This is a genomic window from Alteromonas halophila, from assembly GCF_014651815.1.
GTDB classification, from domain to species: domain Bacteria; phylum Pseudomonadota; class Gammaproteobacteria; order Enterobacterales; family Alteromonadaceae; genus Alteromonas; species Alteromonas halophila.
Window position 1 is genome coordinate 34,857 of sequence record NZ_BMXP01000002.1, and the last position, 25,669, is coordinate 60,525.

The following is a 25,669-nucleotide window of genomic DNA, read 5'->3' on the forward strand; positions in this document are numbered from 1 at the left end:
TACCCGTGCGTCTGGCACGACGGTGTATACGTGAATACCGACGTACCATACTGAGGACTAAAAAGTAGCAAACCAGTCCTTGAGGCAATCGACGGCGGAGCGTATTTTCACCGGGGTTTCGTTATGGCGCGGGGTAATCGCAAACACGGTGTAATCAGGCAGTTGCCAGTCTTCCAGTAATTGCACCATCTCGCCTGACTCAATGACATGGCGGATTTCCGGCTCCGGCAATACGGCGTAACCCACACCATCCCGGGTAAGCTGTATCAGTGTTTGCATGGAGTTGACGTCGACCCGGGCAGAGTGCAGAGGCTGATCTTCGTTGTCTGGTTTTGTCAGGGTGTAGTCGTCGATTTTGTTGTGGGCAATGTGGCAGTATTCTGCCAGCTCTGATGGGTCCTGTGGCGGGTGCTTTGCCAGTGCGTGACTCGCCGGCACACATAAAATACGCTTCCAGGTAGCCAGATGAAGCGACACAAAGTGATTGTCTGACATGGGTTTAAAGCCCAGCACCACATCGGCGCCAGAGTCGATAATATTAACCGGCTCATCGGTCAGCGTCAGCGATAAGGATAACTTAGGAAAATCCGTCGTTAGCTTCTGCAAAGGCTTACTCAGCAAGCCGCCACCAAACCCTTCCGGGGCGACAATATTGAGTTTCCCGGTCGGCGACAGTTGCATTTGTTCAATACGATGCTGGGCTTTTTGTGCTTCCGACAGCAAATTTTTACTGGTCTGGTAATAGATACGACCGGCTTCAGTCAGGCTCAGACTTCGGGTATTCCGGTTAAACAGACTCAGGCCAATGTCCTGTTCCAGCTTGCGCAGCTGCTGGCTAATAGCGGATACCGTCATGCCCAGTGAACGGGCTGTGACACTCATGCTACCTGTATCTGCCACGTTTACAAAAACCTGCAGTGAGCGGAAAAGCTTCATATTCATTGGCGTGGGAAATCCTTCCTTGTTCGAATCTTCCCTATCATTGCCGCATAGCAGCATAATTGAAAGCACGTTTGTCTCAAATCGGCGACAAACCGCCTTCTCTGGCAAAAATCAGAACAGTATTGACCGCAAGGAAGGTATAAGACGAGCTAACGGATTGTGCGAACGATCCTGATCGCCTGTGTGGCCAGTTTTATTTCGACTAAGAACATCAGCAACGCACTGATAAGAAAACACATGGCCAGAATAAACAGAACGATCACCGGTACTTTCAAATCAATGGCCCATAACGACCCGGCAAACAGGGCCATGATGACGGTACAAACCATCAGTCCGGCCGCGACACACAGAGCAATTGCCCGGTTGATCACTTTTACCCGCCGCCACAACACCAGAATCTCACGTTTTGTGCGGTCAATGAGCTGAGGGTCGGTATAGGTCTGAATACATTCCTCAGATTCTCGTACCCGGTCAGTGATACGCCCCAGTCTGACTGACATAACATTCAGAAAACCCGCAATTCCGGCCAGTAAAAAGACCGGCGCGACGGCAAATTCAATAAGCTGTGACAGGCTGGGGATAAGCGTGTCCACTGTGGCAATACCCTAAATAGTTGTGTCGTTGCAATCTATGTCTGACGCGCGTCAGTAACTAATGTATTGTATCTTCTCACAATATATACGCATCAACACCAATAATCGATGAAGTGGAATTAATGCTATCACCAAAGAGTCTACTGCCCGCAATATTGCTTAGCTGCACGCATGGAACAGCAAGCGCTCAAGACGAACCTGCCAGCGAGCCGGTTGAACGTATCGTCACCACCGCCACCCGGCAACCCGATCCTACTTCCAGCCTGCCCTTTGTGGTGGCCAGTGTGGACAGTGAAAGTCTGAAGATGACGTCACCTGAACATATCGAAGAAGTGCTGAAGTTTATCGCCGGGGTTGGTGTTCAGCGTGGCAACGGGCAGGAATATCTGCCAGCCATCCGATCTCAGGTATTCACCGGCGCTGGCGCCTGTGGCGGGCTGCTCACTGCTGAAGACGGGATACCGCTGCGTGCCGCCGGATTTTGTAATATCAACGAATTGTTTGAAGCGCATGCAGAAATGGCGCAGCGTATTGAGGTGCTGAAAGGACCAGGATCGGCGCTGTATGGCTCTAATGCCGTGCATGGTGTGATCAATGTGATTACACCGGATACCACGCAAGGCCCTGGCCTACTGGGTATGGATTATGGTTCATATGGTTATACCCGCTTCAAACTGCGTAACGGTGTCGACTGGGGCGACGGTGGCTTAGGCGTTAATGCCAGTATAACCCGGGACAGCGGCTACCGTGACGGTGAGCGGGTCGATCAGGAAAAGGTCAATGTGCGCCATCGCCTCGACGCCGGGCAGGTGCAGGTTACCAGTGGTTTAACCTATACCAATCTGGATCAGCAGACAGCGGGCTACATTACCGGTCAGGATGCATATAAAGATGACGACCGGGCGCAGCAAAACGAAAATCCTGACGCCTTTCGCCGTGCCAGAGCGCTTCGCGTATGGTCAAAGTTGCGTATCGATCTGGGCCAGGAGCGGGTGCTGACGCTGACACCTTATGCCCGCGATCAGGAAATGGACTTTTTTATGCACTTTCTACCCGGCACACCACTGGAAACCAATGCACAACAGGGCGTTGGATTTCAAAGCCTGTATACGGCACCACTGGGTGATAACTGGCTGTTACGCACCGGCGTAGATGCAGAGTATACACAGGGCAGTCTGACACAGTTTCAGGAGGATCCTACCGAAGGTTCAGCGTTTTTGCAGGAAACCATTCCGGCAGGCGATCACTATGATTATGACGTAGATGCCAGGTTACTGGCGCCTTTTGTATCGCTGGTATGGCAGCAGCAAAAGTGGCGGGTCAGTATTGGCGCGCGCTATGAAGATATGCGCTACGACTACACCAACAATATGCTGACCGGTCGTACCCGCGACGACGGTACGCCTTGCGGTATGGGCGGCTGTCGTTATGCCCGCCCGGGTGACCGGGTGGATAACTTTACTAATGTAAGCCCGAAGCTGGGGGTTACCTACCAGTGGTCACCGGATGTACAGCTTTACGCGAACCTGTCTGCCGGGTACCGCGCGCCACAGGCCACCGAGCTTTACCGGCTGCAGCGTGAACAGCAGGTAGCAGAGCTGGACGAAGTCACTATTCGCAGTGCCGAAACCGGACTTCGTGCCGCAGTGCCGGCGGGTCGTGTGGTCCTGTCGCTGTATCGCATGGACAAAGACAACTTCATTTACCGTGACGCTAATTTTTTTAACGTCAGTAACGGTGAATCCCGCCACGAGGGCGTAGAATTAACCTGGCAGTATCAGTTCAGTCCTGCGTTTGATATTCGTATGGCGGCGTCCTACGCCAGACATACCTACAGACATACGCCTGCTGAGGGTGAAACATCACTGCAAGGAAACGATATTGATTCAGCGCCTCGCACCCTGACTAACACGCGTCTGGGCTGGAATCTCAGTGATCAAAGCCGGCTGGAACTGGAATGGCAGCATGTCGGCTCTTACTACACTGATCCGGAAAATCTGCATGAGTATGAAGGGCATGATGTTTTGCATTTGCGTGGTAAAACGCAGCTCACGCCAGCACTGGAATTAAGCGCCCGGATCCTTAATATTGCAGACATCAATTACGCGGAACGGGCTGACTTTACGCAGTTTGGCGGGGCGCGCTATTTTCCTGGCATGCCCCGGCATGTGATGATGAGCCTGAATTATCAGTGGTAGAATAGCAGTGGCGGGCAGTACGCTGCCCGCGTCCTGATTAGGTAAGCAGAGATAAGTCATGGGCCCGAGGCTTATGACTTATCTGTACTTATTTAAACGGACCCTTGTATGAAACGTATTATTGTTGTCGGAGGCGGTGCCGGCGGGCTGGAGCTGGTTTCTCATTTGAGTCGGCACTTTGGAAAATCAGACGCTGTGCAGGTTACGCTGGTGGATCGCTGCCGCACCCATATCTGGAAGCCCCTGTTGCATGAAGTGGCAGCAGGCGTTATTGATAAGCACTCAGATGGTGTCGAATACGGCATGCATGCCAGCATGAATGGCTATGAGTTCCAGTTGGGCAATATGAGCGATATCGACACCGAGCGTCGCCAGATAACACTGGATGCACTGATTGATGATAATGGTGAGGTTATTCTGCCAAGCCGTCAGCTTGATTACGACTACCTGGTACTGGCGGTAGGCAGTGTCAGCAATGATTTTGGCACGCCCGGCGTTAGCGACTATTGCTATATGCTTGACTCGCTTGCCGAAGCAGAAAAGTTTCACCGGGCACTCATCAATCAGCTGCTGAAGGTTAATGCGTCAGAAAATGACAAAGCAGAGTTGCATGTGGCAATTGTGGGTGGCGGCGCAACCGGAACGGAGCTTGCGGCACAACTGCACCATATTGCCAACCTTGCGCGCGCCTATGGCATGCCAAAAATGTCGGCACAGCGACTTAAGGTGACGATTCTGGAAGCTGGCGAACGTATCCTGCCTGCTCTTCCTGAACGTATTGCAGCCTCTGCCAGGCAGGCACTGTCAAAGCTGTCGATTGATGTAAAAGAAGGCTGTAAGGTTGTTGAAGCAGACGAACAGGGCTTTGTCACCGGCGAAGACAGCCGCCTTGATGCTGATTTGATGGTGTGGGCAGCCGGGGTGAAAGCGCCGCCGATGCTTGCAGATATGGGCGCATTTGAAACCAACAGGGTTAATCAAATCCTGGTGCGCGATACACTGCAAAGCACCCGCAACGACGAAATTTTCGTTATTGGCGACTGTTGTGGCGTGCAGCGTGACGATGGCTCATGGGTTCCGCCGCGGGCGCAGTCTGCGCATCAGATGGCAGAGACCGTCAATGACAACCTGCGCAGGGCGCTGAATGACAAGCCGTTAAAAGCCTTCACTTATCGCGATTACGGCTCACTGGTGCACTTAAGTAAATACAGCACAGTTGGAAGTCTGATGGGATCTCTGGCTAACTCCAGCATGTTTGTTGAAGGGCGTCTGGCACGTCTGGTATATAAATCACTGTATAACATGCATCAGTTTGCTGTGCATGGTTACATTCGTGGCATGTTTAAAATTTTAAGCCGCAAAGTGGGAAATGCGGTCAGCCTTAAACTTAAACTTCATTAATTTGGGCAGAATGTGACCCGGGGCGATAGTGCGCCCCGGACCGTCACACTCTTACTTTTTACTTCTTACTTTTTATTGTTTCACGCCTTCAATATGCAGCGACAGCATGACGTGTTGTGAGGCAGGCCCCAAATCATAGTCAATGCCAAAGTCTTTCAGTGCCAGCTTAGTAGTGCCGGAGAAACCCGCACGATAGCCACCCCAGGGATCTTCACCTTCGCCGATTTTTTTCGCTTCAATGGTGATAGGCTTGGTGACGCCGTGCAGAGTAAAGTCACCCATTACTTTCATGTTGCCATCTGCCATCGTTTTAATGTCGGTGCTGACGAATTTCGCTTCCGGGTATTTCTCTACATCCAGAAAATCATCGCCACGCAGATGCTTATCACGCTCCGCATGGTTGGTGTCGACACTCGCCGTATCAATACTGACACGGATATCCGAGGCGCCCGGATTATTTTCGTCGTAGCTGAAGGTGCCGCTGAAATCATTGAAGCGGCCAGTCAGCCAGGAATACCCAAGATGCTGGATTTTGAAGTTGATCGACGCATGTGCGCCTTTGGTGTCGATCTTGTAATCTGCAGCATTGGCGCCAGAGAAAACAAGTGCAGCCGTAAGGCCCAGTAACAGCTTTTTCATGGAAACTCCTCAGTTTTTCGAACTAGTGAACCCCAACATCTGCTTCAGGGTTTGGTCATGGTTAAAAAAGTGGTGTTTAAACGCGGCCAGCGCATGCAGCGAGGCCAGAATGATCAAAGACCAGGCAACATAAAAATGCACCTCGCCAGCGATATCTTCCTGCTGTTCAATAAATGCGCCTGCACCCGGCACGGTAACCCAGTTAAATATCTCTATACCCCGCCCATCGGCAGTTGAGATCAGGTAACCGGACGCAAACAGCGTAAACAGCAACCCATACAATGCCAGATGCCCCAGCCGGCCGAGCCATATTTCCCAGGTTGCCCCGTGTTCAGGCGGTCGTGAACTCCCAACTCGCACGGACACGCGCAGCAAGGTAACCGCAGCCAGCAACAGTCCCACACTCTTATGCCAGTGCGGCGCAGTTTTGTACCAGTCACTGTAATAGGTCAAATCGACCATCCACAGCCCTGACGCAAACATGCCAATAACGACGAATGCGCTCAGCCAGTGAATGACAATAATATTCAGGTTCCAGCGTAACGGTGCTTTCATGATGCTTTCCTGTTTAAGCTGACCGGCCATGGGACACGTATTTATAGGTAGCGTAGAGGAATGGTGTCCGGCATGACAGAACAACTATTCGAGTAAGTTATTCGATTTTAACGAATGTTAGTCGCCAGATCAGGCTGACTTGGGTGAAGAGCGTTAAAACACGGTCAATGCCACAATTTGATCGTCCAGCTGATGTTTAATTCCTGCGTTTGCATCTTATAGTCAGGTAAGAGGTAGTAAAAATGAATTGGCTATTACTGGTACTGACATTCGTATTGCTCTCGCCGCTTCCGGCTGCGAGCTGGGAGTCTAGTGCCTTATCCGATCAGTGGGCTGATACCACACTGGTTGTGGCGAGTGACGGTTTCGAGCGTGATTGTGCAGATAGAGACAGTGACAGCGATGATGCGCTCATCGCGGCGGATCTGTCCAGGTACACTGGCTATGCACTGCGCGCTGCCTCGCCGATAGTAGCGTGTACGCACAGCCAGCACGCCGGACAATATGCTATCAGAGCACCTCCATACGCCTGATTAATCTCAAAAAAACTGCGCTTATGCGCGCTGAATATGATTAATCAACGGAGGCATTTCTATGCATTCTTTACCCCTGTATAAAACTGAAACCATCGACAAGCTGGCGTGGCCGGTAGTGTCACGTACTGTCAGTCTGCTTTCTCCGGCAATGTCAGTATTTACTGACTTTAAACACCATATGCCTCATGTTATTGACGAGCAGGCCCCGGCGACCAAACTGGAAAAAATCATGATGCAGGCCCATGTCAAAATGATGCTGGTGATGGATCATCAGGGCCGGTTTATCGGTATTGTGAGCAAAGATGATATTGACGATCAGAAAATCATGCAAAAGGTCTCGGCCGGACTTGATCGCGACAGCCTCAAAGTCAGTGACTTTATGCGTACCAAGACCTCGCTGATGGCATTCGACTTTGACGAACTCACCCGCTCGACGGTGGGTGACGTTGTGGAAACCCTTAAAGATAACCAGCGCCATCACTGTCTGGTACTGGACCGGCATAACCATGAGGTCAGAGGGGTGATGAGTGTCAGTGATATTGCCAGGCAGCTACAGCTGCCTATTGATATCTCGCAACGACCCTCATTTTCCCGTCTGAGTAAAGTGATTGCGGTGTAAATCAAGCGGGTGCGCAAGCGCCCGCATGCTCCCCAAACTGCACTCAGCGTAATGTTGGTAGACTGTGTTGTTGATATAAATACCTCAACGGCATTCCGGTTGTGTCACGCGCAACGGCTAATTCATGCAAAAATAACAGTTTTAGCCATTATGGAACGAATTTCGCTTTGTACTCTCTAACGGTTACTGACTAATTATGCAGGGCGAAACATGCAATCTGCCACCTACCCTCCGGCAGTCCTGACCAAAGCCTTCACATGGGCGTATGAGGAACTGGGACTAAATACAGCAGAAGCAGCACATATGCTGGGCCTCAGTGATACTGCATTGCAACAGACGGCGCTGGTTGGCTTTCCTGGCGACAGTCCGCAAACGTCGGTGCAACTCGCCTTTATTCGCTTTTATTATCAATTGATTACCGTTTTTTCCGGCGACTCAGACCGGATGCGGAGTTGGTTTCATAATCACCATGATGCGATCAATACAACACCCAAAGCAATCTGTGATAGTCAGGAAGGCATTGCCCGTTTATATGCAATTCTTACCGGCGCTGACGTGGTGCCGATAAATGACCGGCAGGACACTGCGTCACGAGTGCAACGACAGGAAGTCAGCTAAGTATCGCACAATAATAGTGCTGATCCTCTCAGGCTTTCTGTGCAGCCTCGTCGCTCACCCGCGCGATTAAAGATGTGCACTCATCCACAGCGGTAATCGGAAGCATATGCCCCTTGCCTTCCAGCAATACATAATGTGCCTCTGGCAACAACTTCTGCATATGGCCCATATGAAGGCGGTGCGATAATATTCGATCGCCATCTCCGTAAATTACCCCCACCGGACAGGTAATGGCATGATAGTGCTGGTACTGGCTGTAAAGACTTCGCTGGGCACTGGCAAGATCGCTACTGGCCGCGAAGAAGGACGCCGAGTGCATCGATAACGCGCCACCGTAGTCACTGGCAAATCCCGTATGAGGTAGTTCGGGGGCAAATATGGCGCTGACCTGTTGCTGTGAATAGCGTTTTCTAAAGGTAGAGAGCAAAAACTTAGCGGCAAACAGTCTTACCCAGGCGCGCTTTAACGCCCATCTGGTAAAGCCTGATACACGAATATTAAGCGGCGCCGCCAGCGGGCAGAGTAGTGCCAGACCGGCAACATAGTGAGGAAACTGCAGCGCCATGTTCAGTGCGATCCCCCCTCCCATCGAATGACCAACAATTATGGCGGGCGGAATATTTTCCTTATCCATCCATTCAACCAGCATGCGTGACTGCTCTTCAAAACTGGAATCGGTATCAAAAAGGCGTTGAGCATGCCCGCTGCCGGGCCTGTCGACACAGTAGACCGTGTATGTGGCACTGAGCCTTTTTTCCAGCGCCGCAAAATTGTGCAGATTACCAGCCAGACCATGGATGAGAATAAGGGGTGGCTTGGCATTCTCTGTGGTGTCGGGTTGCACGCAGGACCAGTGGATAGCGCCGCCAGCAACCGGCGTTAACTGACCCCTGGCCGGGTAACTGCGAATTAACTGGCGATCGACAAAACGGGTATAAAGGAACCCGACACAAAAAATAGCAGTAACAAGAATAATCAGGGCGGCGACCATGCTAAGGATCCACAGCGTTTTTTGTTACGCTACGGGCGTTGGGAGCGATAGTCAATGAACTGATTTACGGTCATTGCCATAGTACATTTTAGAAAAGGACAATTAGGATAAGTATGATTACCATTACCCGGTCTGTTCATATTGCAGATGCCGAGGTAGAGATGCACGCGGTCAGAGCACAAGGGGCAGGCGGACAAAATGTTAATAAGGTGAACTCTGCCATTCACCTTCGCTTTGACGTGCACGCCTCATCACTGCCTGAGCACTTAAAAGAACGCCTGCTGGCGCGCCAGGATAACCGTCTGACAGATGACGGAACCTTTGTTCTTAAAGCACAGCGCTTCAGAACCCAGGAGCAGAATCGCATAGATGCAATCGAGCGCTTACAGGCATGGTTAGCAGGTGCCACGCGAACACAGAAAAAGCGCAAACCTACCCGAGTTCCGAAAGGTGCCAGGCGGCGCCGAAAGGAGGCAAAGAAAAAACAAAGTCAGACAAAAGCGCTCAGAAAGAAAGTGGATTTTTAAGTATCACTCCAGTAGGATCCACCGCGCTTACGCACGCGTAGACGCGTACCAGGGTACCCAACAATGGATTGTTGATATCGTGTTTAACGTCAAATTAAAGTGGAATTCAGCCTTGTCTCATCAAAACCTCATCCCCTGCCTGCTATTCTGTGGGATCCTGTTGGTCATCGCGACAAACATGCCGGCCTCACCAGGCATTCAACAGCCAGTTGAAACCATCACCCAGACCACCGCCTCTGGGCAACGAACGGAATCGTCTGTATCCGGGAAGCTCTCGCATGCTGAGTGGGAATCCGGTCCATATCCAGCGCAGCCTACATTTGATGCGGTAATGCCCTGATAACGGACAGGGAGTTAGTCTGGCCGGTCAGATCGCTGGGCCACTGATGCCTGACGCAAAGCGCCCAGCACCAACAATGAAAAGCCAATCAGTAAGCCACTGGCACATAAAAACGGCAAACGCTCTGTCTGGCCATACAGCAGTGCCGCTATTGGCGGTCCGACGATATAGCCCATTGCCGGTGAGGCGGTGATCATACCTGTTACCGTCGCCTGACGCTTCGGGTCACAGTAACTGGTCGCGACGGCGGCAATTGACGGATAAGCCATGCCCATGCCGGTTCCGAGTATTGCCATGGCGATGTATAGTACTGTAAGCGTCTGATGTATATACATTAACAGGTAGCCCGCAGCAATCAGTGGCAAAGACAGATAAATAAGGCTTTGCGGCCTGAAAATACTACGCTGAACGACGCCAAACTGCACAGTAAGTGACGCAATGGCCATACTCATCATGGCAAATCCCACATGCTGCGCGGCGGCGACCGTAGAGTAGCCATACTCGTCGATAAAGAAAAAGCCCAGGGTCTGCTGCATCATAGCCATGGCACAAAACAGGCTGGCACAGGCACCAATCATCACCGGTGTAATACGACGTACTGCCCCCGCCCGACCACTCGGTTTCTCCGAAGTGTCCGGAACGGCTGCCTGACCAGGCAAGGGGGGGAGCTTTGCCCAAATCAATAACAATGCCGCAAAGGTAAGCAGGACAATGGAATAAAGCGGCGTCAGCAATCCAAAGCTGGCCAGTGCTCCAGCATAGGCCGGACCCACCACCTGACCAAGGTTATTGGCCGAGGTTACTTTACTTATCGCCTTGACCCGCTCAGTCGGTGAGCTCACAGCAATGGCATAGCCCACTGCGGCAGGCGGCGTTGCTGACATGATTGTTGACTGCAGACTTCGCGCTGTAAGTAAAGCTACGAACAATACAGTGCCCGACAGGATGTTGAGATAACCAAGCGACCACATGCCAGCAAACAACAAGGTACCCAGCGTGTAGCCGGTCAGCCCCATCATTAGTGTGCGTTTAAAGCCGTGTCGGCGCGCAAACCGACTCCAGAAGGTCGTGCCCAGCGCAAAGATACAGGCTGAACTGGACATAATGACAGCGACCTGAAACTCGCTCAGACTGGCATCTCTGCCGAGAGAGGGCAGCGTTGTCAGCATGACACTCTGACCAATAGCCGTAGCCAGCAGAGCGCAGAATAAGAGTCGGAATGCCATGATAAAGAAAACCTGAAGATTCAAAAGACAACGTATTTTGGCGGCTTGAGGCCAGAATACGGCCGAAAGTGTAACATAGCCTGATAAAAAAAAGCCCGCCAATAAGGCGGGCAAAATATCAGAGGTTTGTGAAGACCGTTTGAGGGTCTTCGAAGGGAGAGGCTGTTAGCATATTGCTAACCATTGCATTCAGGTCAGGCCCGGATGCGCCTCGAATGGCTACCGCGTCGGATAGCCCACACATGAATCAGGGGAAACACACATGAAGTTCCTGATTACTACTCATTTGCAATTAATAGGTTGCGAAACCTGTGCCAGCCCGGTCTGAAATTGAAGTTTCTAATTTAAGTAATTGTAAAATAAGAAAAAAATATAAGTGTTTGGGGTGGTGTGGTATGCGCGCAGGTCGGTAGGATATTGAGGACTGAGAACATTTTTCACATTGGTGTGTCGTATTTTTCAGACACCCTGAAAAGAAAGGCCAGCCTGTGTATCCTTCGCTTGTCTGGATACGATTAGTTACGTTTATTTATTTTTACTTTTTGCGCTCAGCAACCATACTTAACGATCTCTGATGTTTATATGTGGAGGTGCGTATGTTGTACCGAATCATTGCCATTATGTTTTGTCTGGTCGCGTCCGTTGCATGCTACGCGATGGGGCAGCATGCAGGTATCGTGATTTTTGTGCTCCTGGGTGTGATGTTTGAAATGATATTTTGGATCGCACTGACGCGCCGCTCTCAGCCTGTGGTGAAAACACCGAAAACCTATTGAAACGTAACGACCCGGGCACGATCGCTAATGTGGTGCCGGCCGCCGTATACACGATAGTGAAAGGCTGACGAACTTCTGCACAGCCATGCGGCTTTTCTGGACATACAAAGTAACGTACGCTTTATCTCAGGCGTATTTTGAGTGCACGTTTCACCATGGACCCCCTGCTGACAATTCTGACCGCTGGAGGCGAAATATCAGCGTCTACCGCGATACTGCTGATAGGGCTTTCGGCGCTGACCTCGCTGTTAACGGCGACTCTTGGCGCCGGGGGCGGCATGCTGCTACTGGCTGTGATGGCGTCTGTCGTTCCACTGTCGGCACTGATCCCCGTGCATGGTCTGGTGCAACTTGGCTCTAATGCAAACCGGGCACTGATGACCTGGTCGCACATTGATGTGAAACTGCTGTGTTACTTTTCCATTGGTGCGCTGCTCGGCGCGATCCTGGCCAGTTTTATTGTCGTGCAGTTACCGCTCCTATTTATTCAGGTGGCTGTTGCAGGCTTTATCCTGTTTCTGGTGTGGGGCGGCAAGCCGAAAGCACAGAATACGGGTACGTCTGGCAGAATTCTGGCAGGCTTAACTACCACTGTGATCACTATGTTTGTTGGCGCGACGGGACCGCTGGTGGCAGCATTTGTGCATCGCAGCCAGAATACAAAGCTGCGGCTTACCGCAACGTTTGCCAGTTGTATGACCGTTCAGAATGTCCTCAAAGCCTTTGTATTTACCTTTATCGGTTTCTCATTCTGGCAATGGGCCGGACTGATTGGCGCAATGATTGTAAGCGGCGCGCTGGGTACCTGGCTTGGCCTGCATGTTCTGCAAAAAATTCCGCTGCAGCGATTCGTGCTGTTATTCAAACTGGTGATTACGCTGCTTGCGCTGCGGTTACTTGTCGATGCGCTGCTGTCCTTAACTTAAATCTGACAACTGGCCACTACGTCCGCGTATATCTCACACCTGTGCTAAGGTGAAAGACAACATAAAAGTGATAAGTGAGGGGCGACGTGCACGCACACCATCACGGGCACAATGATGACACAGACAGCGAACGAATCGGCTGGGCATTCTGGCTGAATTTTGTATTTACTATCATTGAATTTATTGGTGGCTGGCTGACAAACAGTGTGGCCATTATGGCTGATGCCGTGCATGACTTGGGGGATTCGCTGTCTATTGGACTGGCCTGGATCTTAAGTAAACTGGGTCATCGCCGGGCAAATGACCGTTACTCGTACGGGTTTAAGCGACTGAGTCTGATGGGCGCGCTGATCAACGGCGTTATTCTGATTTTCGGCTCAGTCTGGATCATGACCGAAGCGATCCCCCGTCTGTTCGATCCGCAGATGCCCGTCACTGAAGGAATGATTGGCCTGGCGCTGCTTGGTATTGTGGTAAACGGCGTGGCGGCCTATAAGCTTCATGGCGGCCACACCATGAACGAAAAAGTACTGAACTGGCACCTGCTGGAAGACGCGTTGGGCTGGGTAGCGGTGCTTATTGTTGCCATTGTGCTGCAGTTTTATTCCTGGCCTGTATTGGATCCCCTGTTGTCGATAGGGTTCACGGCGTTCATTCTTATCAATGTGATTCGCTACGCGCTGCAAACCATTAAGCTGTTTTTACAGGGTGCGCCGGACCCCGCCTTACAAACTGAAATCCGAGATACTCTGCAAAGCATTCCGGAAGTGGCTGAGCTGCACCATGTGCACTTCTGGTCGCTCGACGGGGAGCATCATGTGCTGACTGCTCATCTTGTATTGTACAAAGACGCCGACAGTAAGCAGTTAAGAGCGCTGAAATCAGCCGTCTCAGCACGTCTGGCGCCGTTTGATCTGGCTCACACCACCATAGAGTTTGAGATGCCCGGCGAGCCGTGTCGGGATGAGCCAGACGGTATAACACCAGAACAGGCTACAGCGCCTTCAGGATCAGACTGATGCCACTGGCAAACAGCATTATTATAGCCATTGTACGAATATGGCTGGCTGCAATGAAGGTTGCCAGATAACGGGCAAAGCGGGTCGACAGCATCACCAGTGGAATAGCGGCTAGTGTGTACCAGAGTGTGGCAGTATCAGGGATGGTGCCAAACGGCACCATGGCAAGACGGGCAATGGCCGAGATACTGAAAATTGCCAGCAGAGTGGCGCGAACCTGCTCTATTGTCCAGGGCTGGCGGTAACACTGGAAAATCACCGGTGGCCCGAACGTCGAAAACAGGCCGCCCAGAATGCCACCGATCGCCCCTGCGACGCCAAACTGCCAGCCACGGCTTTCGCGATTGAGGCCTTTTCGTTTGATCAGCAACAGTGCGCTGCAAACAATAATGCATACCCCAAGGATGAGCATCAGCATTTGCCGGTTTTGACCTGACAACCACTCCAGCAGCCAAAAGCCCAGACCGATAGCTGGCAGCCCCAGAGCCAGCACCCACACCACCATGCGACGGTGTATATGCTGTCGCTGGCGAATCGCCAGCTCAGCGGCATTCACCAGGCTTAGCGCACTGATTAAAAATGCAGTCGTACTGACCGGTATGGCGGTAAACAGGGTGACGCTGGCAATCACGAACAAACCAAATCCGAATCCGGTTAATGACTGGATAATGGTTGCCGCACTAAGCAGCAGTGACAGGGTAATTATTAGTTCAGCTGACATCTGACTCGCGCAAGGTGGTATTGGTAAAACAGCGCGCAGTGTACGGTATGCGTTAGTAAAAAGAAAACGCCGACCCGAATCGAGTCAGCGTTTAAGGCCTCAGGAAGAGAGAGGTGGACCGGCCATCAACACGGCAACCTTAGTTACTGCAGCTGCCCGGTGCGTCGACATCCGGTTCAATACGGACATTGGACAGACGCAGCGATGTGGCCGTGTCACTGGTCAGTTCCAGCACTGAAAATACTTCCGCAAATGCGACCCCGGCATCCTGCAGACACTGAGTGGGGATCACGACGGTCTGCCAGTCAGTGGTAGATGTAGCGTAATCACTCAGTGCCAGCGCGGCACTGCAGTTGCTGCCGCAGCCCATACCCAGCATGATCGGCGTCGAGGTGCTGGCTAGTTTCACGTCCATGACCAGTGCGCCACTACGGGTGGCATAGTCACGTAAATCTTCCGGGAACTGCGAGCCAAAGCGCACAGTCGCGGGCCCGGTGAACTGAATATCCAGAGTATCTTCCTGTACCTTGCGATCAGACGTGCGAACACGAACATGGTCGGTGGTCAGTGTACTGCTGCTCATCACCGCCGTGCCGCTGCCATCTTCTACTGACAGCTGCCAGGGTTTTTGCAGGTTACGCACGTATATATCATGACTGAGGATGAGTTCATTCCCCGCTCCGGCATCTTCTGGTAAGGGCGCAGATAACGGATCGTCATCGCCATAGCTCAGGCCGTAGCCGTAAGGAAAAAGTGCCTTCTGACCATCATCTTTGTTCACGATCTGGGTCGGCGTCGCGGGCCAGGAGAACGACAGTTTACCCTGCATAGGGTAAGTCGTGGTGCCGTCGGCGCCGGTAAACAGTACGTCAGCGACGCCCTGTCCCTCTGAGCCGGGAAGCCAGGCAACCACAAAGGCATCACTGGCATTCAGCTCGGGATTTACCCATAGCGGACGGCCGGTAATAAAGACAGAGACAACCGGGATCCCTTCTGCCTGCAATGATTCCAGCAGCGCTAAATCAGTTTTATCGCCGCGCTGGTATTCCAGGTTCGACAAATCACCATTCCCTTCTGCGTATGGGTTTTCACCAAACACAACAACAGCCACATCCGGCTTTTCTGAGAAACTGCCGTCTTCCGACAGCACGGCTGTACCGCCTGCCTCAGTAACCGCAGATTCTATGCCCTGATAAATGGAGGTTGCGCCAGGGAAGTCGCTGTTCTTATTACCGGTACCCTGCCAGGTAATGGTCCAGCCGCCCGATTGCTTACCAATGTTGTGTGCCGCGTCGCCGGCCACCAGCACCCGTGTATCCGGAGAGAGAGGTAACAAATTATTTTGGTTTTTCAGCATAACCAGTGACTTACGCACGGCTTCTCTGGCTACTTCGCGGTGTGCCGGCGCACCGATGACAGAGGTATCGGCAGAGAGTGCGCGGTTAGCTGGCGAAGGCTGCTCAAACAGTCCAACCCGTACTTTTACCCGCAGCACCCGACGCACGGCATCATCCAGCCGCGCCTGTGAAATGGTGCCGTCTTTAACCTGGGCAATAAGATTTTCGTACAGCGGTTTCCAGTCGCTGGTGGGCACCATGTATACATCCAGGCCGGCATTAATGGCCTGCGGACAGTTGGCGTTGGTACAGCCTTCAATCTGGCCATGGCCGTTCCAGTCACCGACAACAAAGCCGTCGAACCCCATTTTCTCTTTTAGCACGTCAGTCAGCAGGTACCGGCTGCCGTGAATTTTTTTGCCATGCCAGCTGTTGAACGATGCCATTACCGATTGCGCACCCGCGTTCAGGCCATGCACATAGCCCTGACCGTGGATCTCGAATAAGTCTTTTTCGCTGGCCAGGTTGTTGCCCTGATCATCACCGCCTTCCGTGCCGCCATCACCAATAAAGTGTTTAACGGTGGAAATTACATGTTCACCGTCAATCTGGCCGTCACTGATATCACCCTGCAGCCCGGTGACGATAGCCCGTGAGTAAGCACCTACGACATCCGGATCTTCAGAATAACTCTCATAGGTACGACCCCAGCGGTCATCTCGCGCCGTCGCCACTGTTGGGGCGAAAATCCAGTCGATTCCGGTAGCACGCACTTCGCGTGCTGTCACTTCGGCGATATCGGTTACCAGTTCGGCGTCGCGCATAGCGCCCAGCCCAATGTTGTGAGGAAACAGCGTGGCACCAATCACATTATTGTGCCCATGCACCGCATCGGTGCCCCACATCGTTGGAATGCTGCTGCCATCCAGAGAATCATCAACGGAGGCCTGGTAGAGTGATTCAGCCAGTGCCACCCAGTCGTCGACCGAGGCCTGCTTATCGTTGTTAGGGAAGGCGCCGCCGCCATTAAGGTACGAGCCAAAGCCGTACTTACGCATATCTTCCACTGATATTTCACGGATCTCAGGCTGAATAAGCTGCGCCACTTTTTGCTCAAGTGTCATTTCGCCAAGCAGTGCGTCAACCTGTTGTTCTACAGCCTCACGGTTGGCTGTTTCATATGTCACCTCGGGCCAGTAGTCGGGCACGTCAGTGGCCGCAGATGCTGGCTGCGCAGCGGTATTGTCAATGCTGTCTGTTGCACTTTGCTGACACGCAGTCAGCAGCAGTGCACTGGTCATCATAGTGAGCGAGTGTTTGAGACGAAACCTCATACAGATTTCTCCTTATTAGAAACCGGAACCGAGCCAACCAGACCGTAGAAGGCGATGTAGATGTAGCAAATAACGGGTAACAGGAACGAGAGCTGTAAACCGATGGTATCCGCCAGGACACCCTGAATAAGCGGCACAATGGCACCGCCGACAATAGCCAGACATAACATGCCTGAGCCCTGCGGTGTTTGTTCACCCAGCCCTTTCAGCGCAAGGCTGAAGATGGTCGGGAACATGATGGAATTACATAAGCCAACCGCCAGAATAGACCACATAGACAGACTGCCGCTGCCGGTAACCGAGACAATAATCAGGATGCAGGAGAGCATCGCATTGAAGGCCAGCAAACGGCCTGGCTTTACTTTCTGCATTAAGACAGCACCAATAAAGCGGCCAACCATGGCGCCGCCCCAGTAGTAGGCAATGTAGGTAGAGGCCTGTCCTTCGGTCATCCCCATCACGCTGTCCATACCAAAGTAGTTGACCAGAAAGCTGCCAATTGCGACTTCGGCGCCAACGTAACTGAATATACCCAGCACGCCCAGCGCTAGGTGACGATGCTTTAACACCGAACTGTCTGTGTCGGTAGGTAAGTCGACATCATCGTCTTTAGGTTTCGGTAAGCTAATCTTGACCATGATCAGGGCCATCACAATCAGTACTGCCGCCAGGCCCAGGTAAGGGGCGATCACTGCTTCGGCCTGCACCACTGATTCACCACCTTCGACGGAAGAGAATAGCAGTATGCCACCAATGATGGGCGCCACGGTGGTGCCCAGCGAGTTAAACCCCTGGGTCATGGTCAGGCGGCTCTCTGCCGTGTCTGCCGGCCCCATGACTGTGACCAGCGGGTTAGCGGCTACCTGCAAAATGGTGACCCCTGATGCAAGAACGAACAGTGATGTCAGAAACATCCAGTACTGCACAAGGAAAGCGGAAGGGATAAACATCAGGCAACCTATTGCAGCGGTAACCAGACCCACACCAATACCCCGCTGATAACCAATTTTACTGACCAGCCGGCCACCTGGGATAGAAATTAGAAAGTAGGCGCCGAAGAAGCAAAACTGTACCAGCATCGCTTTTGTATAAGTCAGCTCAAACAGGGCTTTTAAGTGAGGGATAAGAATATCGTTCATCGCTGTGATGAAGCCCCACATGAAGAACAGTGATGTCAGTGTCCACAGGGCAAAGTGAGACGTTGAAGGTCTGGACGGCGAGGACGTCTGCGCTTGGGTGTCCATATACGCTTGCCTTAATCTGATGAAGTAGTCATTCGCAGAAGCCATACAGGCACTCTGCACGTGCCACAGTTGTTAAAAAGTTGTTGGTCAGTATAGGCGGCTACGAACAAAATGCAAGCGCTTACATTTTATTTTTGAATGCGCTTACAAAATTATGGTTACATTGATGATCTGAATGTTAGAGTGATGTTGTATTGTCCTGACAGACTCGCGACGGGTTACTAAAAATTTAAAAGCTCATCTTACCTTTTGAATTTATTAACTTTAATTAATTATTGATGTGGTAAGAAATCAGATTGTCATAACTGTTTATAATCCAGAATGTTGACTAAATTGTATGTTGTGAGGTGTACATATGAACGGTTACAGGTTGCTTAACAAGTTAAAAACACTTGCATTACATTCTTGTTCTAGTATCTTGTGATGAAAGCGCTTACAGCTTTTTGTTGTGATTTTGTAAGCGCTTCCAATTTTGCCCGTGCTTTTTGTCGGCAATAACAATAATACAATTTCAAAAAGTGAAACGGATGATCGAGGCGTAAGATCGTTGCAAAGCGCTGGCAGCTAGCTCTGCATTTCCGGCCTTTGCCGCTTACCAACATTCAACCATGGCTGGGGTATCACATGAAAACAAAGACGTTTAGACGTACACGATTAGCGACCAGCCTGTCGCTGATCATGGGTGCAATGGCGACAATGCCTGCACTTGCGCAGGAAACTGAATACCAGGACGTGGAAGCCGGGAACTTTGAAGTCATCGAAGTTAGTGGTATCCGCGAAAGTCTGACCAAATCTATGCTGACAAAGAAAGCGGCGTCGGGCGTTGTCGATGCTATTTCTGCTGAGGATATCGGTAAATTCCCCGATACCAACCTGGCGGAATCTATGCAGCGTATTACGGGCGTGGCGATTGACCGCAGTAACGGCGAAGGCAGTAAAATTACTGTACGGGGTTTCGGGCCTGACTATAACCTGGTAACGCTCAACGGCCGTCAGATGCCAGCCGCCAACATAGAAGCGACCAGCGCATCGTCGTCACGTTCTTTCGATTTTGCCAATCTGGCATCAGAAGGCGTGTCGGCAGTCGAAGTCTACAAAACCAGCCTGGCGTCACAACCTACCGGTGGTATTGGTTCAACCGTGAACCTGGTAACCGCAAAGCCGCTAAGTAACCCTGGCTTTAAAGCCATCATGGGCGCGAAAGGGGTGATTGATCAGTCGACCGAAGAGGGCGATTCTGTTACTCCTGAAGTCTCGGGTATCTATAGTCAGACATTCAACGACGATACCTTTGGCATTCAAATATTTGGCGCTTACCAGGATCGCGATGCTGGCGTAAACAGTGCCGAAACAGGCAATGGCTGGATTCCGTTTTATGGTGACAGCGGTGACTGGAATTCTCTACCACGTGATGGGAGTTTTGAAAACTACCCTGGACCCAATGACCTTTATGCCATTCCACAGAACCTGGCCTACAATATTGATGAGTTTAGGCGTACCCGTGTAAATGGTCAGCTGACACTGCAATACGCGCCAACTGACGACATTACAACGACGTTAGATTATACCTACTCTGAATTAGAGACCCGAACCAGGCGCCAGCAGATTTCAACCTGGTTTAATGGTGCCGCAGCATACGGTGAATATACGCAAGGAACTAATGAGGCAGGCTCTGTCGTAGGACCGGTAATTTTTGCAGATGCGACCGGTGCCGGCGGAGCGCCCGGCGCAGCTGGCGATATTGGATTAGGCACGAGTGATTATGAAACCTTCAACGAAAATAAATCACTGGGCTTTAACGTGGAATGGCTGGCGACAGACAACCTGACGCTGGAACTTGATTACCACGATTCTCAGGCAGAAGCAGGTCCGGGAAATAATCTGGGCAGCAATAATGTCATCAGTGGTGTGCAATTCGACCGTGTACTAACTGAAGTTGACTATTCACAAGACTTTCCGGTTATGGATATTGCCTACGCCGACGGAGTAGAAGGGCTAAATCCTGCTCGTATGTCTACATCAGGAACGTCATTTCGAAACAGTTACATGAAAGCGGAAATCGAACAGCTGCAATTCCGTGGTAACTATTACTTCGACACAGGCATTGTCACCAGTATTGATTTTGGCCTGTCGGGTATAGAGGTGAAAAACCGTTCAGCGTATTCTGTTGCACAACGTGATACTTGGGGCGGCTATGGCAGCCCGGAAGACTACCCGGATGACATTTTCGTGCAGGAAGACCTGCCCGGCAAATTCGATGACACCCTGGGCAGCAATGGCGATGATTTAGAACCTTTCTACTATGCATCTTCCATGCAGGATTTCCTAAGCGCGATTTCTGCGGTTGCTGTGGCCAACGGTGATGACCTTGGTCCGTGCGGAACTGAATTATGTATGGATCCAAATTACCAGGTTGACCGGGTAATTGAAGAAACCCAATGGGCTGCATATGCGCAGGCAAATATGGAGTTTGATATAGCGACAATGCCGGTGTGGTTGTCGGTAGGGCTACGTTATGAGGACACGTCGGTAGATTCTACCGCTCAGGTTCCCAGAATCACCGGGCTAGCGTGGGCCGCTGCGAACGAGTACAGCGTACTGGATGAAGGCTATACCAACACCAGCCTGGAAGGTGGTTACGACCATTTACTGCCTTCGGTAGACTTTAAAATGGAGCTTCAGGAAGATTTGTTCTTGCGCGCATCTTACAGCAAAACAATTACACGTCCCGGTTATAGTGATATTCAGGGTGGTCTGACAGTTAACCAGCTGGCTAGACGTGACGAAGGTACAGGTACTTCGGGCAACCCTAATCTGCAACCATTCGAGTCTACAAATATCGATATTGCCACTGAATACTACTACGGGGACGGTAGTTATTTGTCGGTCGCGTATTTTGACAAAGAAGTTGAAAATTTCATTGGTACAGACTCTTACACAGATACACTGTTTGATATTGCTACACCGTTTGGTGGACCACGTTACCAGGAGGCTGCTGAAGCACTTGGGACAACTGATGATGCAGCCATACGTCAGTACTTCCTTGATCAGGGTTATGTGAATGCAGAAGGCCTGATTGTCGGTATTGATGGTGAAGATCCGTTACTGCCTATCCGCGTAAATCAGGCAGTTAACTCTGAAGATACCCGCTCGATAGATGGTTGGGAATTCGCCGTACAACATCTGTTTAACGACACTGGTTTTGGTGTGATTCTGAACTATACCATTGTCGAAGGTGACGTAGAGTACGATAACTACAGTCGTGAAACTCAGTTTGTACTAAGAGGGTTAAGTGACACTGCAAACGCGGTCCTCTTTTACGAGAATGAGCAGTGGGAAGTGCGTGCTGCCTGGAACTGGCGTGATAAGTTCCTGGTTAACACCTTTGACGGTAACGGCCTGGCGAACCCCATTTACAACGAGGCGTACGATCAGTTAGACATCAATGTGCGTTATCAGGTCAACGAAGATCTTGAGGTATTTGTCGAAGGCATTAATGTCACCGGTGAATACCAGCGTACTCATGGCCGTCATCCAAACATGCTGATTGGCGTGTACGATGTAGAGCCGCGCTACAATATTGGTGCGCGTTACAGCTTCTAGTGTCCCGGAAGCTGTAGTTTAGCCAAAAGCGCTGTTGTAGTGATACAGCAGCGCTTTTTCTTTTAATGCAAGGTACAGTTAATCGCATGCAAAACAGTATCAATAGGTAAAGGTGTTTGCACCTGCTGACCGGCGGGCGCACACTCACCCAGTGCAGCGCTTTTACCTGTTGATATTGAGCGTTGAAACAAGAATCGTAGCGGCAGCGGAATAATGACAAAGGCAGAGCCTCAGACAACTACACCTGTAAATTCGATCGTCATCGCTGGCGGCGGTGCTGCGGGCTGGCTGACCGCGGCAATCATCGCCGCTGAGCACAATGTCAAAGACAATCCTGCGCTGTCAGTCACGCTGGTGGAGTCGCCGGATGTGCGTATTCTTGGCGTGGGCGAAGGTACCTGGCCTACCATGCGCGATACGCTGCGAAAAATTGGTATCGACGAGCGCACGTTTATGCTTGAGTGCGATGCCTCGTTTAAACAGGGCACCAGTTTTAATCGCTGGCATCGCAACAATGCGGCTGATACCTACTACCATCCGTTTGATTTACCCGCAGGCTTTTTTGAAGCCGATATTGCCGCCTGGTGGCAGCATCATCGCCCGGATGCCGCCTTTGCCGATTTGTTTTCAACGCAGGTCATGCTGTGTCAGCAACACCGTGCACCTAAACAACCCCATACGCCAGGATATGCGGCTGTAGCCAATTATGGCTATCATCTGGATGCCAATAAATTTGCTGATTTACTCAAACGTCACTGCACTGAAAACCTGGGCGTCAGGCATATTCGTGAGCACATTGACGCGATTGAGACCGATGAGGCTGACAATATTACGGCGCTGGTGGGTAAACATCAGCGTATCGACGGTGAGTTGTTTGTTGACTGTACCGGCTTTGCCGCCCGTCTCATAGGTCAGCACTATGGTATTGAGCAAACCCCTGTCGAGCAAAGCCTTTGCAATAACTGCGCACTGGCGGTGCAGGCGCCGTATGTATCTGATGAGGTGCCTATTGCTTCGGCCACACTTTCAACGGCGCAGTCGTGCGGCTGGATCTGGGATATTGGCTTACCACACCGCAAAGGCGTGGGGTATGTACACAGTGCAGCACATTGCGACACGGATGAAGCGGCAAAGACCCTGCTTGCTTATCTGAATGCCGATGAGAAGACCGCGTCAGTCCGGGAAGACGCCATTCGTGAAATCCGGTTCACACCGGGTTACCGGCAGAAAACCTGGGTTAATAACTGCGTGGCCGTGGGCACCTCGGCCGGCTTCTTTGAGCCACTGGAAGCCTCAGCGCTGGTGATGATAGAACTGTCGGCAAGCCATATTGCCAGGCAACTGCCCAGCACAATGACAGCCATGGCGGCTACGTCCCGGCACTTTAATCAGGTATTTAATGCCAAATGGCAGCGCATAATTGATTTTCTGAAACTTCATTATGTGCTCAGCAGGCGTGAAGACAGTCAGTACTGGCGCGATATGCGAGACCTGTCATCGGCCTCGTTGCAGTTACAGGACTGGCTGACACAATGGCGCGAGCGCCCAGCATCTCTGAACGATTTTATGTATAACGATGAAATCTTCCCGCTTGCCAGCTATCAGTACATTCTCTACGGTATGCAGTTTACCGGTACACTGCGCCAGCCTGCCTCACGCACAGATGCACAAACAGAACACTTTCTGAAACTTAACGAACAACGAAAACAACAGCAGCGGAGTGGCCTGCCGGAAAACAGAGCCTTTATCAACGCGCTTCACAACGGTGAAGCACTGACAATCCGCTAACAGGAGTCGATATGGCAAACCACGTGTTGCTTAACAATGTTGATCACAAAGCCCTCAGAGTCCGTGATGCCCACGGACCGGATTATGGCGATAACCTGATGTGTGTACCGGTGTTTCCGGTTGAGGCAAGACACGCGCAGGCACACTATCCGCTGATGTTTGCAAAGAACCCGGACGGCGACTATCAGCTGGTAGCCTTGCTGGGCTTTAAGAAGGACGAAAACCTGTTTATTGAAAATGAGCAATGGCTGGCCGATTACAGACCGCTGGTGGTCGAGAAGGGCCCGTTTCTGATTGGCCGTAATCAGCAGGATGAGAGCAAGCTGTCGATTCATATCGATCTGGATGATGCCCGGGTGAATGAGAATGAAGGGCAGGCGATATTTCTGCCACACGGCGGCAACAGCGATTACATCGATAATATTGCCAATGTACTCAGTACCCTGCACCAGAGTCAGGACAAACACCGTGAATTTATTGCGCGCTGCAATGCGTTGTCGCTGATTGAGTCGTTTGTGCTGGATATTGATCTGGAGGATACAGGCACGCACCGGCTGTCTGGGTTTTACACCATTAATGAGGAAGTACTGCGAGGCTTAAACGGCGAGCAAATGGCAGAGTTGCAACAGCATGGCGATCTGGAAGTGATTTACATGATCCTGGCGTCCATGTCGCAGATGCGAAACCTGGTGAAAATGAAAAAAGCCCGTCTGGCGGACTGATATGGTACAGAATGTCCAGCAAGTGACACCACTGCCCGACGACAGCGCGCTGCTATCTTCGCTGCGCAGCTGGCAGTCGCCGCGCGTCCTGCGCGGTCTGGTTGCTGACTGGCCAGTGGTGCAGGCCGCAACCACGTCTAATCAGGCGCTGGTTGATTACCTGGCGCAGTTTGATCAGGGCAAAACGGTGGATTGTCTGGCGTTGCCGCATCAATGTGATGGCAGAATGTTTTATAACGAGGATATGTCAGGCTTTAATTTCAGCCGCCATCGTATGCCCTTTTTGCAGGCACTCAACACATTGCTGGCGCGCGCAGACCAGCCTCAGGCCGACTCACTGTATGTCGGCTCAACCAGTGTGGATGCCTGTCTGCCCGGGTTTACCGGCGACAACCCGATTGCACTGGTTGGCGCCGACCCGCTTGCTACTCTGTGGGTGGGTAACAAAAGCCGTATCGCCGCGCACTATGACGCGCCGGACAACCTTATCTGTGTGGCAGCGGGGAAGCGAAAAGTCACTCTGTTTCCGCCTGAGCAGGTGGACAATCTGTATGTCGGCCCGCTGCATGTGACGCCAGCCGGACAACCGGTCAGTATGGTCGATTTTGCGGCCCCGGACTTTGAGAAATATCCCCGCTTTGCGCAGGCGCTGGAGGCAGCTCTGACGGTAGAGCTTGTGCCTGGTGATGCCTTATATATTCCTTCTATGTGGTGGCACCATATTGAAGGGCAGCACAGCATTAACCTGCTGATTAACTTCTGGTGGCAGGATGCGCCGGGTTACCTGGGTCGCTCTGAAAATGCGCTTTATCATGCGCTGGTGACGATTAATCAGTTGCCACAGCAGCAGCGCATGGCCTGGAAGGCCATGTTTAATCACTATGTGTTTGGCGAGGACAGCGAGCGCTTCAGTCATATTCCAGAAAACCGGCGTGGACCGCTCGGGGATCTCAGTGAAGATACAGTGCGCCAGTTTAAAGCCTGGCTGGTCAATCATTTAAAGCATTAATACGG

22 protein-coding genes are annotated in these 25,669 nt (G+C 51.6%); 13 read left to right on the forward strand and 9 right to left on the reverse strand.

Annotation, left to right across the window (positions count from 1 at the left end; all coding sequences use genetic code 11):
* Window positions 1–57: 57 nt before the first annotated feature.
* Both IE054_RS04185 and IE054_RS04190 read right to left on the reverse strand, forming a co-directional pair.
* Window positions 58–942, reverse strand: coding sequence for a LysR family transcriptional regulator (locus IE054_RS04185; RefSeq protein WP_189403833.1), 885 nt, complete (start codon window positions 940–942; stop codon window positions 58–60).
* Between the two features lie 149 nt (window positions 943–1,091).
* Entirely contained in the window at window positions 1,092–1,535 is a 444-nt protein-coding gene (locus IE054_RS04190) for a DUF2721 domain-containing protein (protein ID WP_189403834.1), read from the reverse strand.
* 122 nt (window positions 1,536–1,657) lie between these two features.
* Between IE054_RS04190 and IE054_RS04195 the strand changes: the two genes are divergently transcribed.
* The gene (locus IE054_RS04195) at window positions 1,658–3,733 is read left to right on the forward strand and encodes a TonB-dependent receptor (RefSeq protein ID WP_189403835.1); all 2,076 of its coding nucleotides are present in this window, start codon (window positions 1,658–1,660) and stop codon (window positions 3,731–3,733) included.
* 108 nt (window positions 3,734–3,841) lie between these two features.
* Window positions 3,842–5,134, forward strand: a complete 1,293-nt coding sequence (locus tag IE054_RS04200) for an NAD(P)/FAD-dependent oxidoreductase (protein ID WP_189403836.1) — start codon at window positions 3,842–3,844, stop codon at window positions 5,132–5,134.
* Window positions 5,135–5,206: 72 nt separating this feature from the next.
* Here the strand turns inward: IE054_RS04200 and IE054_RS04205 are convergent, their stop codons facing one another.
* Both IE054_RS04205 and IE054_RS04210 read right to left on the reverse strand, forming a co-directional pair.
* Window positions 5,207–5,773, reverse strand: coding sequence for a YceI family protein (locus tag IE054_RS04205; protein ID WP_189403837.1), 567 nt, complete (start codon window positions 5,771–5,773; stop codon window positions 5,207–5,209).
* Between the two features lie 9 nt (window positions 5,774–5,782).
* Complete coding sequence (locus IE054_RS04210; RefSeq protein ID WP_189403838.1) at window positions 5,783–6,328, reverse strand: cytochrome b; 546 nt, start codon at window positions 6,326–6,328, stop codon at window positions 5,783–5,785.
* A 242-nt stretch (window positions 6,329–6,570) separates the two neighbouring features.
* Between IE054_RS04210 and IE054_RS04215 the strand changes: the two genes are divergently transcribed.
* From IE054_RS04215 to IE054_RS04225, 3 genes are all read left to right on the forward strand, one after another.
* On the forward strand, window positions 6,571–6,861 hold the full coding sequence (locus IE054_RS04215; protein WP_189403839.1) for a hypothetical protein: 291 nt from the start codon (window positions 6,571–6,573) through the stop codon (window positions 6,859–6,861).
* A 61-nt stretch (window positions 6,862–6,922) separates the two neighbouring features.
* A complete protein-coding gene (locus tag IE054_RS04220) occupies window positions 6,923–7,483 on the forward strand; it encodes a CBS domain-containing protein (RefSeq protein ID WP_189403840.1) in 561 nt (186 codons plus the stop codon).
* A 210-nt stretch (window positions 7,484–7,693) separates the two neighbouring features.
* A complete protein-coding gene (locus IE054_RS04225; RefSeq protein ID WP_189403841.1) occupies window positions 7,694–8,101 on the forward strand; it encodes a hypothetical protein in 408 nt (135 codons plus the stop codon).
* Window positions 8,102–8,129: 28 nt separating this feature from the next.
* Here the strand turns inward: IE054_RS04225 and IE054_RS04230 are convergent, their stop codons facing one another.
* On the reverse strand, window positions 8,130–9,092 hold the full coding sequence (locus IE054_RS04230) for an alpha/beta fold hydrolase (protein WP_189403842.1): 963 nt from the start codon (window positions 9,090–9,092) through the stop codon (window positions 8,130–8,132).
* A gap of 113 nt (window positions 9,093–9,205) precedes the next feature.
* Here IE054_RS04230 and arfB point away from each other — a divergent pair, with 113 nt between their 5' ends.
* Window positions 9,206–9,619, forward strand: coding sequence for an alternative ribosome rescue aminoacyl-tRNA hydrolase ArfB (gene arfB, locus IE054_RS04235; protein ID WP_189403843.1), 414 nt, complete (start codon window positions 9,206–9,208; stop codon window positions 9,617–9,619).
* A 354-nt stretch (window positions 9,620–9,973) separates the two neighbouring features.
* On the opposite strand, the gene IE054_RS04240 is transcribed toward arfB, so the two are convergent.
* Window positions 9,974–11,185, reverse strand: coding sequence for an MFS transporter (locus IE054_RS04240; RefSeq protein WP_189403844.1), 1,212 nt, complete (start codon window positions 11,183–11,185; stop codon window positions 9,974–9,976).
* A gap of 596 nt (window positions 11,186–11,781) precedes the next feature.
* Between IE054_RS04240 and IE054_RS04245 the strand changes: the two genes are divergently transcribed.
* The 3 genes from IE054_RS04245 (at window position 11,782) to IE054_RS04255 (ending at window position 13,906) form a co-directional block, all read left to right on the forward strand.
* On the forward strand, window positions 11,782–11,961 hold the full coding sequence (locus tag IE054_RS04245; RefSeq protein ID WP_189403845.1) for a hypothetical protein: 180 nt from the start codon (window positions 11,782–11,784) through the stop codon (window positions 11,959–11,961).
* Between the two features lie 155 nt (window positions 11,962–12,116).
* A complete protein-coding gene (locus IE054_RS04250; RefSeq protein WP_189404725.1) occupies window positions 12,117–12,887 on the forward strand; it encodes a TSUP family transporter in 771 nt (256 codons plus the stop codon).
* An 86-nt stretch (window positions 12,888–12,973) separates the two neighbouring features.
* The gene (locus tag IE054_RS04255; RefSeq protein ID WP_189403846.1) at window positions 12,974–13,906 is read left to right on the forward strand and encodes a cation diffusion facilitator family transporter; all 933 of its coding nucleotides are present in this window, start codon (window positions 12,974–12,976) and stop codon (window positions 13,904–13,906) included.
* On the opposite strand, the gene IE054_RS04260 is transcribed toward IE054_RS04255, so the two are convergent.
* The 3 genes from IE054_RS04260 to IE054_RS04270 all read right to left on the reverse strand — a co-directional run bounded on the left by IE054_RS04260 (window position 13,881) and on the right by IE054_RS04270 (window position 18,542).
* On the reverse strand, window positions 13,881–14,627 hold the full coding sequence (locus IE054_RS04260) for a sulfite exporter TauE/SafE family protein (RefSeq protein ID WP_189403847.1): 747 nt from the start codon (window positions 14,625–14,627) through the stop codon (window positions 13,881–13,883). The genes IE054_RS04255 and IE054_RS04260 overlap by 26 nt on opposite strands.
* A gap of 139 nt (window positions 14,628–14,766) precedes the next feature.
* Entirely contained in the window at window positions 14,767–17,298 is a 2,532-nt protein-coding gene (locus IE054_RS04265) for a glycoside hydrolase family 3 protein (RefSeq protein ID WP_189403848.1), read from the reverse strand.
* The gene (locus tag IE054_RS04270) at window positions 17,295–18,542 is read right to left on the reverse strand and encodes a sugar MFS transporter (protein WP_189403849.1); all 1,248 of its coding nucleotides are present in this window, start codon (window positions 18,540–18,542) and stop codon (window positions 17,295–17,297) included. Before IE054_RS04270 ends, IE054_RS04265 begins: the two co-directional genes overlap by 4 nt.
* Before the next feature lie 624 nt (window positions 18,543–19,166).
* Here IE054_RS04270 and IE054_RS04275 point away from each other — a divergent pair.
* The 4 genes from IE054_RS04275 (at window position 19,167) to IE054_RS04290 (ending at window position 25,664) form a co-directional block, all read left to right on the forward strand.
* Entirely contained in the window at window positions 19,167–22,145 is a 2,979-nt protein-coding gene (locus IE054_RS04275) for a TonB-dependent receptor (RefSeq protein WP_189403850.1), read from the forward strand.
* 213 nt (window positions 22,146–22,358) lie between these two features.
* Window positions 22,359–23,933 (forward strand): tryptophan halogenase family protein, encoded by a 1,575-nt coding sequence (locus tag IE054_RS04280; protein WP_189403851.1) that lies wholly within the window; start codon window positions 22,359–22,361, stop codon window positions 23,931–23,933.
* An 11-nt stretch (window positions 23,934–23,944) separates the two neighbouring features.
* On the forward strand, window positions 23,945–24,655 hold the full coding sequence (locus IE054_RS04285) for a SapC family protein (RefSeq protein WP_189403852.1): 711 nt from the start codon (window positions 23,945–23,947) through the stop codon (window positions 24,653–24,655).
* A 1-nt stretch (window position 24,656) separates the two neighbouring features.
* Window positions 24,657–25,664, forward strand: a complete 1,008-nt coding sequence (locus tag IE054_RS04290) for a cupin-like domain-containing protein (protein WP_189403853.1) — start codon at window positions 24,657–24,659, stop codon at window positions 25,662–25,664.
* Window positions 25,665–25,669: the final 5 nt, after the last annotated feature.